The 13,644-nt window shown below is 41.6% G+C and carries 12 protein-coding genes; 6 read left to right on the top strand and 6 right to left on the bottom strand.

Annotation, left to right across the window (positions count from 1 at the left end; genetic code table 11):
- Positions 1 to 26 precede the first annotated feature (26 nt).
- The 6 genes from IYN84_RS01550 to IYN84_RS01525 form a co-directional block, all read right to left on the bottom strand.
- Positions 27 to 1,838, bottom strand: a complete 1,812-nt coding sequence (locus tag IYN84_RS01550) for a tetratricopeptide repeat protein (protein ID WP_210330260.1) — start codon at positions 1,836 to 1,838, stop codon at positions 27 to 29.
- 87 nt (positions 1,839 to 1,925) lie between these two features.
- Positions 1,926 to 4,733 carry a TonB-dependent receptor domain-containing protein gene (locus tag IYN84_RS01545; RefSeq protein WP_196137404.1) on the bottom strand — a complete coding sequence of 936 codons (2,808 nt, stop codon included), beginning with the start codon at positions 4,731 to 4,733 and terminating at the stop codon, positions 1,926 to 1,928.
- A 379-nt stretch (positions 4,734 to 5,112) separates the two neighbouring features.
- Positions 5,113 to 5,574, bottom strand: coding sequence for an envelope stress response membrane protein PspC (pspC, locus tag IYN84_RS01540; RefSeq protein WP_196137403.1), 462 nt, complete (start codon positions 5,572 to 5,574; stop codon positions 5,113 to 5,115).
- Positions 5,561 to 5,797, bottom strand: a complete 237-nt coding sequence (gene pspB, locus IYN84_RS01535; RefSeq protein WP_196137402.1) for an envelope stress response membrane protein PspB — start codon at positions 5,795 to 5,797, stop codon at positions 5,561 to 5,563. The genes pspC and pspB overlap by 14 nt, the downstream gene beginning before the upstream one ends.
- A gap of 3 nt (positions 5,798 to 5,800) precedes the next feature.
- Positions 5,801 to 6,481: a phage shock protein PspA gene (pspA, locus tag IYN84_RS01530; protein ID WP_196137401.1), complete on the bottom strand. Its 681-nt coding sequence runs from the start codon at positions 6,479 to 6,481 to the stop codon at positions 5,801 to 5,803.
- A 63-nt stretch (positions 6,482 to 6,544) separates the two neighbouring features.
- Complete coding sequence (locus IYN84_RS01525; protein ID WP_196137400.1) at positions 6,545 to 6,754, bottom strand: hypothetical protein; 210 nt, start codon at positions 6,752 to 6,754, stop codon at positions 6,545 to 6,547.
- A 293-nt stretch (positions 6,755 to 7,047) separates the two neighbouring features.
- Here IYN84_RS01525 and pspF point away from each other — a divergent pair, with 293 nt between their 5' ends.
- Genes pspF through IYN84_RS01495 form a run of 6 tightly spaced genes read left to right on the top strand, consistent with a single transcriptional unit; the run spans position 7,048 to position 13,606 of the window.
- On the top strand, positions 7,048 to 8,121 hold the full coding sequence (gene pspF / locus IYN84_RS01520; protein ID WP_196137399.1) for a phage shock protein operon transcriptional activator: 1,074 nt from the start codon (positions 7,048 to 7,050) through the stop codon (positions 8,119 to 8,121).
- A 6-nt stretch (positions 8,122 to 8,127) separates the two neighbouring features.
- A complete protein-coding gene (locus IYN84_RS01515) occupies positions 8,128 to 9,774 on the top strand; it encodes an ABC transporter substrate-binding protein (RefSeq protein ID WP_210330259.1) in 1,647 nt (548 codons plus the stop codon).
- Positions 9,767 to 10,741, top strand: coding sequence for an ABC transporter permease subunit (locus tag IYN84_RS01510; RefSeq protein WP_371734720.1), 975 nt, complete (start codon positions 9,767 to 9,769; stop codon positions 10,739 to 10,741). The genes IYN84_RS01515 and IYN84_RS01510 overlap by 8 nt, the downstream gene beginning before the upstream one ends.
- Positions 10,738 to 11,625 carry an ABC transporter permease subunit gene (locus tag IYN84_RS01505; RefSeq protein ID WP_196137398.1) on the top strand — a complete coding sequence of 296 codons (888 nt, stop codon included), beginning with the start codon at positions 10,738 to 10,740 and terminating at the stop codon, positions 11,623 to 11,625. Before IYN84_RS01510 ends, IYN84_RS01505 begins: the two co-directional genes overlap by 4 nt.
- A gap of 17 nt (positions 11,626 to 11,642) precedes the next feature.
- A complete protein-coding gene (locus tag IYN84_RS01500) occupies positions 11,643 to 12,653 on the top strand; it encodes an ABC transporter ATP-binding protein (RefSeq protein WP_196137397.1) in 1,011 nt (336 codons plus the stop codon).
- Positions 12,650 to 13,606: an oligopeptide/dipeptide ABC transporter ATP-binding protein gene (locus IYN84_RS01495; RefSeq protein WP_196137396.1), complete on the top strand. Its 957-nt coding sequence runs from the start codon at positions 12,650 to 12,652 to the stop codon at positions 13,604 to 13,606. Before IYN84_RS01500 ends, IYN84_RS01495 begins: the two co-directional genes overlap by 4 nt.
- Positions 13,607 to 13,644: the final 38 nt, after the last annotated feature.

The raw sequence follows: 13,644 nt of genomic DNA, 5'->3' as shown, positions 1-13,644 counted from the left end.
AACAATTGACTAGCAAAATACCACCATCAGACGGGCTCAAGATCAAGTGCTACTGTAATCCGACTCTGTTCTGACTCAAACGGTATTGTTCCATGCCACATATAGGAAGGAAAACGTACCATTAATCCTTGCTCAGGTTTTACAAAAAGCTCTGGAGGTAAATCCAAAACACATTCAATTCCTGGTTGACCAAACTTGACCCAGCCTTCCTGTTTTTCAGACTTATCGACTATATCGGGAACCTGCACATAATAAGGCCCACTATACCAGCCTAACGAATGAAAGTGATTATTATGAAATCCTTCTCGTTTTAAGATTACAGACCATGCTCCGGTATACCTGAACATACCTGTATTTCTTGAGAAAACAGGGTGGGTATTGCTTTTGGGAAATTTAGATATGAATTCGAGCATTTTCTTATCAAACTGCTCTCTTAATTGCTTGATTACCGGTATATCCGTATCAAATAGATTTCCGACGGATTGAGTCCCATTCATTAGCGACTGATCCAGAGGCTGTTGTACACTACTATGGAATCTTTCCAAATGATCAAACAAATTCTGATTGAACGCATTTAGATCTTTATAGCCTTGTGGAACCTCAATAAATTCACGAAGAACAAGCTTCTCAAAATCATAAAGGTCATAATATTCTTCGTTACCTAAAATTCTTAATGCGGTAGCTTTTAAAGCCCAATAGCCCTGATGAGATGAATCTCGCTTAATAAGTTGATTTACGCGCTTTAGAGCTGACTCGGCTTCAGCGTTTGAAAGTAGTGAAGTTACTAACTCTTCCTGATAAACAAGTGTTGAAGGACTCAACTTTACCGCTTGTCGGTGAGACTCGATTGCCTCTTCGAATAGTCTTTTTTTCCGGTAGACCGTACCAAGCAACTTAAAGTTCATTGGCTCACTCTTATCATTTAATATAAGCCATTCAAGAATTTCCTGAGCTTGATCATACTCCTTGGCCAAAATGAGTTTGTAAGCAAGCTCCCGTTTTAGCGGATAAGCTTGAGGATTCTGTTTAATTATTTTTTTGTAGGAAGATAGGAAGCTATCACTTCTTGTAACCCATAAGAGTTGGTTCAACCAGTGGTGATGAGAAGCATTGAGAGGTTCTTGTTCAATAGCCTTTTCAAAATAATCCTGTGCTTTAGTGGCCTCTCCCATCGAAGCATGAACACTTCCTAAAGTCTGATAAATATTGGCCGGCTTACTGGTATGTTTTAAAGCTCTCTCTAAAAGTTCAACTGACTCTTTAAACTTTAAACAATTTCTATATATGATCGCAAGATTATGTAGTGCGGGTGTAAAATTCGGTTCTAAATCAAGAATATCCTGATAGATATTTTGAGCTGCTTCTACTTTATCCTGCACTTGATATATTGCAGCTATGTTAAATTTAATATCGAGATTATTTTCATCTTGAACACCAGCTTTCTTAAAATATTTCAATGCTGCAGAGTAGCTACTTTTTTTCTTGTAGGCATGCGCTAATTTTAAATTTAACTCCAGTGAGTCGGGCTTGATTGTTAATCCCTTTTTGTATGCTTTAATCGCGCTGTCTAGTTCATTTTTTTGTACATACAGGTTGCCTAAACTGATGTGACCGTCGATAAAATTAGGAGATAGTTTAAGAGCCTTTTTAAAAGCTTTTTCGGCATAAGCAAAATCTCCGGAAAAGCACGCAGCAACTCCACTCATGTTCCATAACTTTGTATCGGCAGGAATGTTCTTCAATAACTGCTTAAGAATAGATAATGCTTCTCGGTAATATCCCGACTGCATCAGCCGATTAGCATTTAAAAGTGACCGATTATGTCCTGAAGCCATCATAAGTACTTATATTTATTATTCTAAATTTACATTGTTACAAGCAAAAAAAACGGCGGTTAAACCGCCGTTTTTATATGTCTTTCTATATTAGAAAGATTGAGTGTAACGGAAGAAGAGAGTACGACCTTCTGGACTATAAAGAGTCGTATTGTAGTTTCTCCATCCTGCACTACCAGTGTAGTACTGAGTATCTTCATCAGTTAGATTACGGATACCGATTACAGCTTCACCGTTCCAAGGAGTGTACATACCGAACTGGATGTTATGAGTCATAACGTTGTCGATATCTACATAGCTAGCAGAAGTAGCATCTTGTCCTTTGATGAAGTTCATACGCCATGCAGCATAGTAATCATCTTTAGACCAGCTAACTTGAGCATTAGCTTTCATTTCTGGAAGGTCAAGCAAACCAGTTGCATCACGACCATTTCCGTCAGAATCAACACTCATATAATCGATAACACGAGTCAAATCAGCTTTGACAACAAACTTACCGATATCTGTTTCGATGTTATAAGCAGTCGCAAAATCCCAACCAGAGGTTTTTTGACGTGCTAAGTTAGCAGTACCAGCCTGGATAGAAGTGATTTTGCCGTCGCTACCACGAGTTACCGCAGTAGAAGTACCACCAGCAACTTGATCCAACAACATTAATTCGTTGATAGAGATATTAACGATTTTGTCGAAGTAATCGATTCTGTACCAGCCTAACTCAAGAGACCAGTCGTCAGTTGCGTTCCAGACAACACCGAAGTTATCAGTATCGGCATTTTCAGACTCAAGCAGGATGTTACCACCGTACCAAGCAAGATGCTGAGGTTGGTTAGTCGCATTACAGTAAGTTGCATCATTACCTGGGTTACCTAGAGTATCACAGTAGTAGTAATCGTAACCAGATGGGAAACCGAATGACGCGCTTGCAAACAACTCAGGCATAGTAGGTGCACGGAAAGCTTCACCAGTTACTGCACGAATCAACAAGTCATCAGTAGGTCTGTACAACGCACTAATCATTGTAGTTGTATCAGAGAATTCTTTATCAGCAAGAGCATCTAAACCAACATCACCAGACTGTTCGTATTTATCGTAACGAGCAGCTGCACTAACTTCTAAACCGAAGTCGAAGTTGAATGCGAACTCAGTGTATAGAGAAGTACGGTCACGTGATGCGAAAACATCGTCACCACCTGAACCACCAGAAATGAAGCCTTGGCCTGATTCTGGGTCAGAAATCTGAGTGAAATCAGTTTGCTCAAACTCGCCACCAACAACAAATCCAACAGACATAGTGTCATTAGACATGATTTCCCCACCGATGTTTCCGTCGATGATGTCTTTTACCTGATGAACTTCGAAAATTCCGGTATGCGCAACACTTTTGTAGAAGTCAATAGCATGCTCTTCCCACTCAGCAGTAGTGAAAGGCGTACCACCGTTCAAATAACCAGTATTGAACGGGTCAAACAACTCGTCATCAAGACCTTGTTGGAATGCAACGTCATTGATCAGGTTATGGTTGAACAAAGTTTCGTCTTTCAAAGTACGCTGGTAGTTAGCGGTCCAATCAAGTCCAGCACCTACGTCCAAGAAACCTTCAAGACCAAATACCATATCGAAAGAGCTGTCATTGAAGTAAGCATCACGATTACCCAATAATGCAGATCTGTGGTACAAGTACAGGTTAGACCAAGCATCAGCAGCTGTAGCTGCAGGAACACCAGGATGTGATGGAGCCATAGTTACCAGGTTAGTAGAAACTGGAGTTGGCGCGTAACGTGAGTGAGTTTTGGTACCAACATAGCCCAAACGTGCATTGAACTCGATATCAGAAGTCAGCTCATAAGAGAACTTAGTCCAGATAGAATCCATTTCTTGTTGTGGGTACAACCAGGTTACATTTGAGTAAGCGTATCCACAACGTCCACCAAGAGCAGTTGCAGTTGGTTGAGGAACAGTATTAGCTACGCTTCCACAAAGGCCAGCATCCCACTCAGACGCCCAGTTATTTTGATCGTCAGCATATTGCTCTGCAGCAGTATATGGAGAAGGATCGCCGTCAGCATCTACAAAGTCTACGTACGGAGTACCGTCGTCTCTTAACTGAGTACCATCGTATGCATTAAAATTGGCAGTCCATGAAGCAGCACTGTAGTATTGTGCATTTGCAACAGGAGAGTACCAAGAAACACCATTGTCGAAGCCAGATACTTCGTTGTCAGCAAGTTCGTCAATGCTTGTGTGCTCAGCAACAACTAACATGCTTCCTTTGTCGCCAGATACACCAGCAGCAAATTCGTATTTAGTTTTCTTACCGTCGTCAATTCCACGCTTTTCGAAAGTAGCAGAAATGCTTCCGCCTTGAACTTCAGAACGAGTAATAATGTTAACAACACCAGCAACAGCATCAGAACCATAGATTGCAGATGCACCGCCACGTAGGATTTCAATACGCTCTACGATAGCTAATGGGATATTGTTTAAGTTCTGAGTAGCACCACCGTCATAACCTGCACCAGGCATACGACGTCCGTCAACAAGTACTAATGTAGCGCCAACACCACGTAAGTCAATTTCTGCAGAACCAGTTGCACCAGCGCCGTAGCCTGATTGACCTTTCCAAGAACCGAAGCTATTTGCAGAAGTATTTCTCAATGCATCAGCAACACTTGTGTCACCAGACATGTCTAACTCTGCACGAGTAATGATTGTTACAGGCTGTGCAGTTTCAACGTCAGTTCTTTTTAGGCGAGAACCTGTGATAGTGATTTTTTGCTCTTCAGCTTCTTCTTCAGCTGCAAAAGCTGAAGGAGCAGAGTAAGCAGTCACCGCTGTTCCAGCAAGTAAAGCGTACTTTACTGCTTTCGCAATTGGATTGCGTTTATCTAATGTACTCAATTTATTTCTCCCTGGTTGTCATGGAGGTTGTTATTAAAGCGACATTCCAGCTTTTTGTTATGCTCAAAAAGTCCAAAACTCGCATCTTTTGGCCATTAGGCCTGATCTGCCAACCCAGATACTAACCGCAATTGTTCTCGAAGGTCAACACTTAGTTACACATTTTATTTTGAGTAAAAACGGCTGTTTTCGGGGGCTTGAGCTAGGTTTTTGAACAAAAAACAATCACTGGAATTTGGTAAAATGCACACTTAAATAGGTAGATATATCAGTATTTGAAAGTGAATATTGCAAATATTTATTTGTTTTTGCAATAAAATAGCCCCTTAACCGGGGCACAATTAAAGTAGTCGAGGGGGATGACGAGCGGAGAAAAGCTTTAGGATTCCATTTTGTTAAATTCTTTTTCTAGTTCGTACTGCTTAGAAGTCACAAAAGATTCCATAGACTGGAGCTTCTTCTCTATTTTAGAAAATTTACTCTCAATGTTGCTAAGCATCTCCTGAGGTGAAGAGCCTGAGCGCCAAACATCCTTAACAGTCGGATTGTATGGCTGACTGTTATCGGGTTCACCGGTCGAAAAATGTGTCCTTTTTTTCTCTTTTGAGGCTTTTCCTTTTTTAGAACCGGGCTTTTCATCCAAAACAAAGCATAAAATAATGTAACCCAGTACCGCTGCACCATTGGCAAATAATAAAAGAGAAACAGCTATTATCCGCACTACCCATGTCTCAAAACCCAGATATTCAGCAATTCCTGAGCAAATCCCACAAATTTTGGCATCATCCGGCTTTTTGTATAACTTCCTTCCGGACCCGGAAAAGTCGCTATTCGGCGTCATACTTTTGCCTCCATTGCGGAGTTTCCTGATCCAGGATGGACTCCAGAGTCTCTATTCGCTCCATCATACTATCTGCTATTTTTGTGAGTTCCTGCAGTCTATAGTGCTCTGCTTCGGATAGTCCCGATCCCTTCTGATTTTTAGAGCGGTAATGCATGATAACCCAGATAGGCGCCACAAAAATCGTAAAAAGAATTATCGGCACAAACATCATATCTTCCATGTTTTACTTCTCCTCTTTAGATTGTGGCTTGCTATTAACACGCTTTTTAAGTTCGGCTAACTGCCTGTCAATTTCATCTTCTTTCTCAAGGTCATCGATTTCGTCCGCCAATGACTTGTTCTTGCCCAACTCAAATGACTCAACTTCGGACTCCAGCTCATCCAACTTCCGCTCGAAACGGTCGAAACGGCTCACTGCATCTTCACCTGAATAATGCATAGTCTGCTTAACTTTTAAACGAGAGGAAGTTGTTTTGTGACGCATTAGCAATGCTTTTTGCCTGGCTTTTGCGTCATTTAACTTATCCTGAAGCTGTGTAATCTCGGCAGATAAGCGAGCCAACTCCTCTTCAAGCTTATTCAGCTCTCCCTGAAGTTCATTAGCGGCATCATCAGCTTTGTTTCTTTCGACTAGAGCAGCCTTAGCCAGATCTTCTCGACCTTTGGAAATCGCTAATTCAGCTTTTCTCTCCCACTCTTGAGCTTCAGCTTGAAAGCTTTCTATTCTGCGGGAGATATCTTTCTTATCCGCAATAGTGCGAGCCGATGCAGTCCTGACCTCAACTAGCGTATCTTCCATTTCTTGAACGATTAACCTGATTAACTTTTCGGGATCTTCAGCTTTATCGAGCAAGGCATTGATATTCGCATTCACAATATCAGCAAATCTTGAAAAAATTCCCATGAACACATCCTCCCAAGGGGTTTAAATAAATTCTCTACTAAAACAACACTAAAATTTGAAAAGTTAAAACAATATTTCAAGCCAATCTATTTTTGTAGGCACCTGTACTACTTTAACAACTTCGCCACTCACATTAGTACCTGTCTTCATATGGCTGTCGTGAGCTGACTGAGCGATTAAAATACCAAGAAGTCCAATGATGCCAATAATAACCTCGGCGAGTAATTTACTTCCTCTTCGTGTCAGCACCTTTTCCGATTTCACACTAAACATTTTTGGTCTTTCCTATGGAACTATTGGCCTTTAATTAGAACCTTAATTACATTCAGGCCTATTTACTAATCATATAGTTGGTTAAATTCACTAATATCAACCTGTTTTTCTATAGATACTTCAGTTTTCGTGCCAACTTTGAGAAAATTATAAGCCATTGTATTTTATTATGTTTTTACAATTTAAATCTAGCGAACCAACTTACGGTGTGTAAGAATAGTGTAACTGTTAGTCAATTTGACTATTCATTCCAAAACATTGCTGACTATTTTACATTTACAAGAGACTTAAGTATGCAGATCCACAAGGACAACTTGATCGGCGAATCCTCCAGTTTTTTAGAAGTGATAGAGAGAGTATCCTTACTTGCCCCTATAGATAAACCCGCACTAATTGTAGGAGAAAGAGGAACCGGCAAAGAACTTATCGCAGCAAGGCTGCATTTCCTGTCGGGTCGATGGGAACAACCTTTTGTAAAGCTCAATTGTGCTGCAATCAATGAGAATCTTCTGGAAACAGAGCTTTTTGGGCATGAATCGGGAGCATTTACCGGGGCAAACAAACGCCATTTAGGACGGTTCGAGCTAGCCAACAATGGTACACTTTTTCTCGACGAAATAGGCAATAGTTCTTTGGCAGTGCAAGAAAAGCTGCTCCGCGTTATCGAATATGGTGAAATGGAAAGAGTTGGAGGTAACAAGACAATAAAAGTAGATGTTCGTATAGTTGCTGCAACCAATGAAAACCTCCCCAAACTGGCTAAAGAAGGTAAATTTCGAGCAGACCTACTGGACAGACTCGCTTTCGATGTCATTACCCTCCCCCCTTTAAGAGCTAGAGTATCTGATATTTCCATTCTCGCCGAACATTTTGCTCTGGCAATGACGCGGGAGCTTGGTCGAGATTATTTTGCCGGTTTTAGCCCTGTGGCCAATCAGGCACTGAATCAATATCACTGGCCCGGAAATGTCAGAGAACTGAAAAACGTGGTTGAGCGCAATATATACAAAACAGCTCCAGAACAGGTTATCGAAGATATCGAATTCGACCCTTTTTCTTCCCCCTATCGGTTGCATGGCGAACGATATAATCAAACAACAGAAGCAAATTCAGGTTACGAACCCCAGGCAGAAAAGACTGACGAAGAAATCGAACAAGTTCCCTCGTTGCCAACAGGCACACAGGAAGTTTTCACAAACTTTCCGATCGATTTTAAGCAGAAAATAATTGATATAGAAGTATCTCTGATCACACAGGCCTTGGAACAATCCCAATTTAACCAGAAAAAGTGTGCACAATTACTCGGATTGACTTATCATCAACTTCGCGGATATCTCAAGAAATATCAATTACTTGACCAAAAGTGATGAATTGTGATTAAGAAGTTACCAAACAGGATAAAGGCCCTTGGTGTGATTTATTTCACCGTGCTTTTAGCTTCCGGGTGTCAGTATCAGAAAAAAACAGATGTAAAAGAAAATGTGCTGGTTTATTGCTCCGAAGGCAGTCCTCAAACCTTCAATCCTCAACTGTCGACCTCAGGAACAACCTTTGATGCCTCTTCGCGTACGCTATACAACAGGCTGGTAGAGTTTAGACAGGGTACAACCTATATTGAACCAGGACTGGCTGAAAGTTGGCAGATATCAAGTGATGGCAGAGAGTATACTTTCAATCTACGAAAAGGAGTTAAGCTCCACCAAACAGAATATTTTGTACCTTCACGCGATTTTAACGCAGATGATGTTATTTTCAGCTTTGAACGCCAACGAGACAAGACGCATCCTTTTCATAAAGTTTCAAACCTGTCGTACAACTACTTTGAGTCGATGGAGTTAACCAGCCTAATTCAAAAAATCGAGAAAATTAGTGAATATCAGGTAAAGTTCTATCTCTCTCGAGCTGAAAGTCCTTTTTTAGCAACTCTAGCCATGGACTTTGCCTCAATTCTTTCAGAAGAGTACGCAGCCGAACTCCTCTCTGAGGGCGCACCTGAACAACTTGACCTTAAACCTGTAGGAACAGGTCCCTTTAAATTAGTGAGGTATCAACCTGACGCCTATATCAGGTACCGAGCACACTCTGACTATTGGCGAGGAAAAGAAAAACTGGAAAATCTGGTTTTCGCAATAACCCCTGATCCTTCATTAAGATTTGCCCGCCTCGTGGCTGGAGAATGCGATGTAATGGCCAACCCTTTACCTGTACATATCAGTTCAGCGCATAATTTTAAATACGCCAAAGTATTAAGTAGTGCCGGGCTAAATGTTTCCTATTTGGCAATGAATATGTTAAAAACACCTTTTAATAGCTTAAAAGTGAGGTTAGCTCTAAACCACGCAATTGATAAAAAGGCCATCATTAAAGCAGTCTACAAACAGACGGCTACAACGGCTAAAAACCCGATTCCCCCAAATATGTGGTCGTATGATGATTCAATTGATGACTACCCGTATGCGCCGGATATAGCAAGAAAACTTCTGGAGGAAGCAGGCTTTGAAGACGGCTTTGATATGACAATATGGACCATGTCTGCGCAAAGAGCATACAACCCTAACGCCAAAAAAATGGCTGAACTCATACAGGAAGACCTGAAAGCTATCGGTGTTCGAGTAAAAATAGAGTCCTATGAATATGGTACCTTTTTAAATAAGGTGAGGCAGGGACAACATCACTCCGCTTTGATGGGATGGATCGGAGATAATGGCGATCCCGACAACTTTTTTACTCCACTACTAAGCTGTGGCGGAACTATTACCGGAACCAACGCTTCGAACTGGTGCGAACCAGATTTTAGTCGGCTGATTCATCTGGCTCGCTCCCAGACCAAGCTCAGAAAGCGAGTCAATCATTATCGGGAAGCACAAGAACTCTTTAAATATTATTCACCATGGGTTCCTATTGCCCACGCAACTCAACATGCGATAATCAACCCAAGAGTTAAAAATTTTCACATTATTCCTGCTGGTGGTGTGCATTTTTCTGGAGTCTACCTCGATAAGGAGTTTTATCGTGATTAGACTCTTTGTCAGACAAATGCTCATGCTGTTGACCAGCTTGATGATACTGACTTTTATTACTTTCGGTATTACTCGTTTTTTTCCGCAAGAATCCTTGAACCATATTAGCTCGACAAGTAGTCAAAGCAATCTTTTAAACGAGTACATTTTCTACCTCGAACAGATATTCAATGGCAACTGGGGGATTTCCCAGGCGCATGGAACAGAAGTTTTAGATGAATTTCTTACTTTTTTTCCAGCTACCATTGAGTTATCAGTTGCAGCTCTCTTATTTGCTCTTATCGTTGGTGTACCGCTTGGAATATTTGCCGCACAGAATAAAAATACCTGGCAAGATAAATTTATTGTCTCTACCACTTTGGTCGGATATTCAATGCCAATTTTTTGGTGGGGAATGCTGCTAGTCTTACTTTTCTCTCTATCCTGGGGGCTTACCCCGGTAGCCAGCAGACTGGGTTTTGAGTACGATATTCTTCCGGTAACCGGCTTTATGCTAATTGATACACTACTCTCCGACCAACCCTATGCGTTTGAAGCTTTTTACGATGCCCTTCATCATTTAATTCTGCCTGCAATAGTACTTGGAACCGTACCACTGGCAATTTTCACTCGAATCACACGCTCTTCAATGATCCGGGTTCTTAGAAGTGATTATATCCGAACGGCAAAAGCAAAAGGCTTGTCGCAAATGCGTATAATCTGGGTTCATGCGTTAAGAAACGCAATGCTCCCTATCCTCACTATTGTAGGACTCCAAATTAGTGTTCTGATTACCGGTACATTAATAACGGAGACCATTTTTTCCTGGCCAGGGGTTGGCAAGTGGCTACTCGAAGCTGTTCACAGACGAGATTATGTTACTCTCCATGCTGGGCTGCTCGCCATCGCCAGTATTGTGGTAATAATAAATATGCTGGTAGAAGTTCTCAGCTTCTATGCAAACCCTAAACTGAGGCATAAACGATGAGACATCAGCCACAGTTTTATCAACAACAAAGAATTCCAAGCATTGCGCAGAGGCGATGGAAAAGTTTTCGTAAAAATAAGCTGGCGAGCGCAGCATTGTTAGTTTTCAGTTTGATTGTCTTCGCAGCTATTTTCGCCCCTTTTATAGCGCCTTATGACCCAACGCTTCAATTTAACGACTTACTACTTCCGCCTTCCTGGTATGACGAAGGAAAAACCAGGTTTCTTCTTGGTACAGATGAAATTGGACGCGATATTTTTTCCCGACTGATTTATGGAGCAAACCTGTCTCTCAAACTGGCATTAATTGTAGTAATAATTGCTGGCTCTATTGGCATGTCTCTGGGCTTTGTTGCGGCGTTTTCAAACCGTGTTATCGATCAGTTATTACAACGACTCATGGATCTGATTCTAGCTCTCCCTTCTTTACTTTTGGCTATCGTCATCGTCGCTATCATTGGGCCTGGCCTGCCTAATGCAATTTACGCAGTCGCACTCGTCTTAATTCCCCATTTCGTATTGGTTACTCGAAGTGCCATAATTAATGAATTAAACAAAGAATATGTTACTGCGATGATTCTAGACGGTGCAGGAAGATTCAGACTTTTTGCCAAATGCATATTACCAAATATTTTACCCCCATTGATTGTGCAAATTACTTTAGGATTTTCTACCGCGATATTAGAAATTGCAGCATTAGGTTTTTTAGGGCTGGGAGCTCAAGCCCCAAACCCAGAGTGGGGAACAATTTTATCTGAGTCGCACAACAACATCGTAAACGCCCCATGGACAGTGACTTTACCCGGACTTGCGATTTTCTTTACATTACTCTCTATCAATCTTCTTGGAGATGGCTTGAGAGATGCACTCGATCTGGATAAGTAATAAAGGGGTTACTCAACATGGCATTACTGAGAGTAGAAAACCTGAGTGTAACCTATCACAGCAATAGTGGTCCGTTACCAGTAATAGAGAGACTGTCCATTAAGATGGATGGAGGCGAAATATTAGGTATCGTAGGAGAGTCCGGTTCAGGTAAAAGTATGCTGGCACTTGCTATCATGGGGTTGTTATCCCCTAAAATGACGATGCGAGCCGATTACGTAAATCTGGACGGAGAAGATCTTATGAAAATGGATCCCGCTGAGCGTTCAGTCTATGTTGCTTCGAAAGCAGCGATCATCTTTCAGGAGTCACAATCCAGTTTAAACCCGTGCTTTACTATTGGTAGTCAACTTGATGAGACATTAGCGTTGCATCAGGGAGGGAGCAGAAAATATAGAAAAACTCGTGCACTAGAACTCCTTGACTCCGTCGGTATTTTAGACCCAGAGCTTCTCCTAAAGCTTTATCCACATCAGGTCTCTGGCGGAATGAGTCAGCGTGCAGCAATTGCTATTGCACTGGCCTGCAAACCCAAGCTGCTTATCGCCGACGAGCCCACAACAGCCCTCGATGTTACCATCCAGGCTCAAATACTCGAGCTGCTCGTTAATCTCAGCCAGGCTGAAGAAGCTGGACTGATGCTAATCACACATGATTTCGCCTTACTGTCAGAAAATACCGATAGAATTGGGGTTATCTACTCAGGACTATTAATGGAGCATGCAGCAACGCAAAATATCTTGAAGGCACCGAAACATCCATATACAAAAGCATTACTCGATAGTATTCCGCAATTGGGTGATCGGCATAAAAAAGGCAGTCGACTGTTTGCCCTGGAGGGTCATATACCGCCGATGAGTGAACTGCCTGTAGGCTGCAGGCTAGGGCCGAGATGCCCAAAGGCAGAAAAGTACTGTGTTAAAGAGCAAGAGCTGATTACCATAGAAAACCATGGAAAAGTTCGGTGTCATTTAGCGCAACAACCGGAAAAAAATGATCATAAAACACTTTCGGGAGCGCAAAAATGAGTTTGCTTGAAGTGAAAAACATCAGCAAATGCTATTCGGTTTCCAGGCGAAGACTGGGTCTGCCTCAACAAATAGAAGCCATTCGTAACATTAACTTTAAACTTGATGCTGGCGAAACACTGGCCATTGTAGGAGAGTCAGGAAGTGGAAAATCAACACTCGCCAGACAGATTATCGGGATCGAAAAGCCGACAAGTGGAAAAGTTTATTTTAATAACGAAGAGCAAAACCCAAGAAGCAGGAAGCAGAGAAAAAATCGCTTTCGGAATATTCGCATGGTATTCCAGAATCCATACGAATCACTAAACCCTCAAGCTCGAATCGGCGAAACTTTGGACGAGGTATTACAGATAAATACCAAGCTTTCTTCAAAGCAAAGAAAAGAAAAAATCGCTACTACGCTTGTAAAGGTAGGGATGCTTGCTGAACACCAATATCGTTATCCTCATATGTTCTCTGGTGGACAGCGACAAAGAATTGCGATCGCAAGGGCAATAATTTTAGATCCGCAAATAATTATTGCTGACGAACCCCTCTCCGCATTGGATGTTTCTATTCAGGCACAAATTCTAAATCTTCTTCAGGAACTTCAGGAACAAATGGGGATTTCCTATCTGTTTATTTCTCACGACCTGAACATCGTAGAGCATATCGCAGATAGGGTAATGGTAATGTTTAAAGGAGAAGTAATTGAATATGGTGGCGTCGATCAAATTTTTGATAACCCGAAACATCCATATACTCAGACGCTTTTTGCGAGTACCCCTATGTATCGTCAAAGGTTTCCAGAGTTTTCTACGCCTAAAACTGTAGGTAAGGAAAGTACGAAGTCTACAGGTTGCCAGTTTGCCGGCAGATGTAACTATTGCTCTCAAAAGTGCTTGGAAGAAAAGCCGGAATTATTCGAATTGGATAGCGGACACCGCGCAGCCTGCTTTAAGACGACAAAGTAGTCATTAGTCACAAGCCATAGTTACTAAAAAGCCGCTAT

It is taken from the genome of Aliikangiella sp. G2MR2-5, from assembly GCF_015687155.1.
GTDB lineage: Bacteria > Pseudomonadota > Gammaproteobacteria > Enterobacterales > Kangiellaceae > Aliikangiella.
The sequence above is the reverse complement of the archived record's forward strand: the minus strand, read 5'-3'. Positions and strand labels throughout refer to the sequence as shown.

What these genes read in the sequence shown, in the direction of transcription:
- IYN84_RS01550 (WP_210330260.1), bottom strand. Translation starts at nt 1,838, where the DNA reads ATGATGGCTTCAGGACATAATCGGTCACTTTTAAATGCTAATCGGCTG.
- pspC (WP_196137403.1), bottom strand. Translation starts at nt 5,574, where the DNA reads ATGACGCCGAATAGCGACTTTTCCGGGTCCGGAAGGAAGTTATACAAA.
- pspB (WP_196137402.1), bottom strand. Translation starts at nt 5,797, where the DNA reads ATGGAAGATATGATGTTTGTGCCGATAATTCTTTTTACGATTTTTGTG.
- pspA (WP_196137401.1), bottom strand. Translation starts at nt 6,481, where the DNA reads ATGGGAATTTTTTCAAGATTTGCTGATATTGTGAATGCGAATATCAAT.
- IYN84_RS01525 (WP_196137400.1), bottom strand. Translation starts at nt 6,754, where the DNA reads ATGTTTAGTGTGAAATCGGAAAAGGTGCTGACACGAAGAGGAAGTAAA.
- pspF (WP_196137399.1), top strand. Translation starts at nt 7,048, where the DNA reads ATGCAGATCCACAAGGACAACTTGATCGGCGAATCCTCCAGTTTTTTA.
- IYN84_RS01505 (WP_196137398.1), top strand. Translation starts at nt 10,738, where the DNA reads ATGAGACATCAGCCACAGTTTTATCAACAACAAAGAATTCCAAGCATT.
- IYN84_RS01500 (WP_196137397.1), top strand. Translation starts at nt 11,643, where the DNA reads ATGGCATTACTGAGAGTAGAAAACCTGAGTGTAACCTATCACAGCAAT.
- IYN84_RS01495 (WP_196137396.1), top strand. Translation starts at nt 12,650, where the DNA reads ATGAGTTTGCTTGAAGTGAAAAACATCAGCAAATGCTATTCGGTTTCC.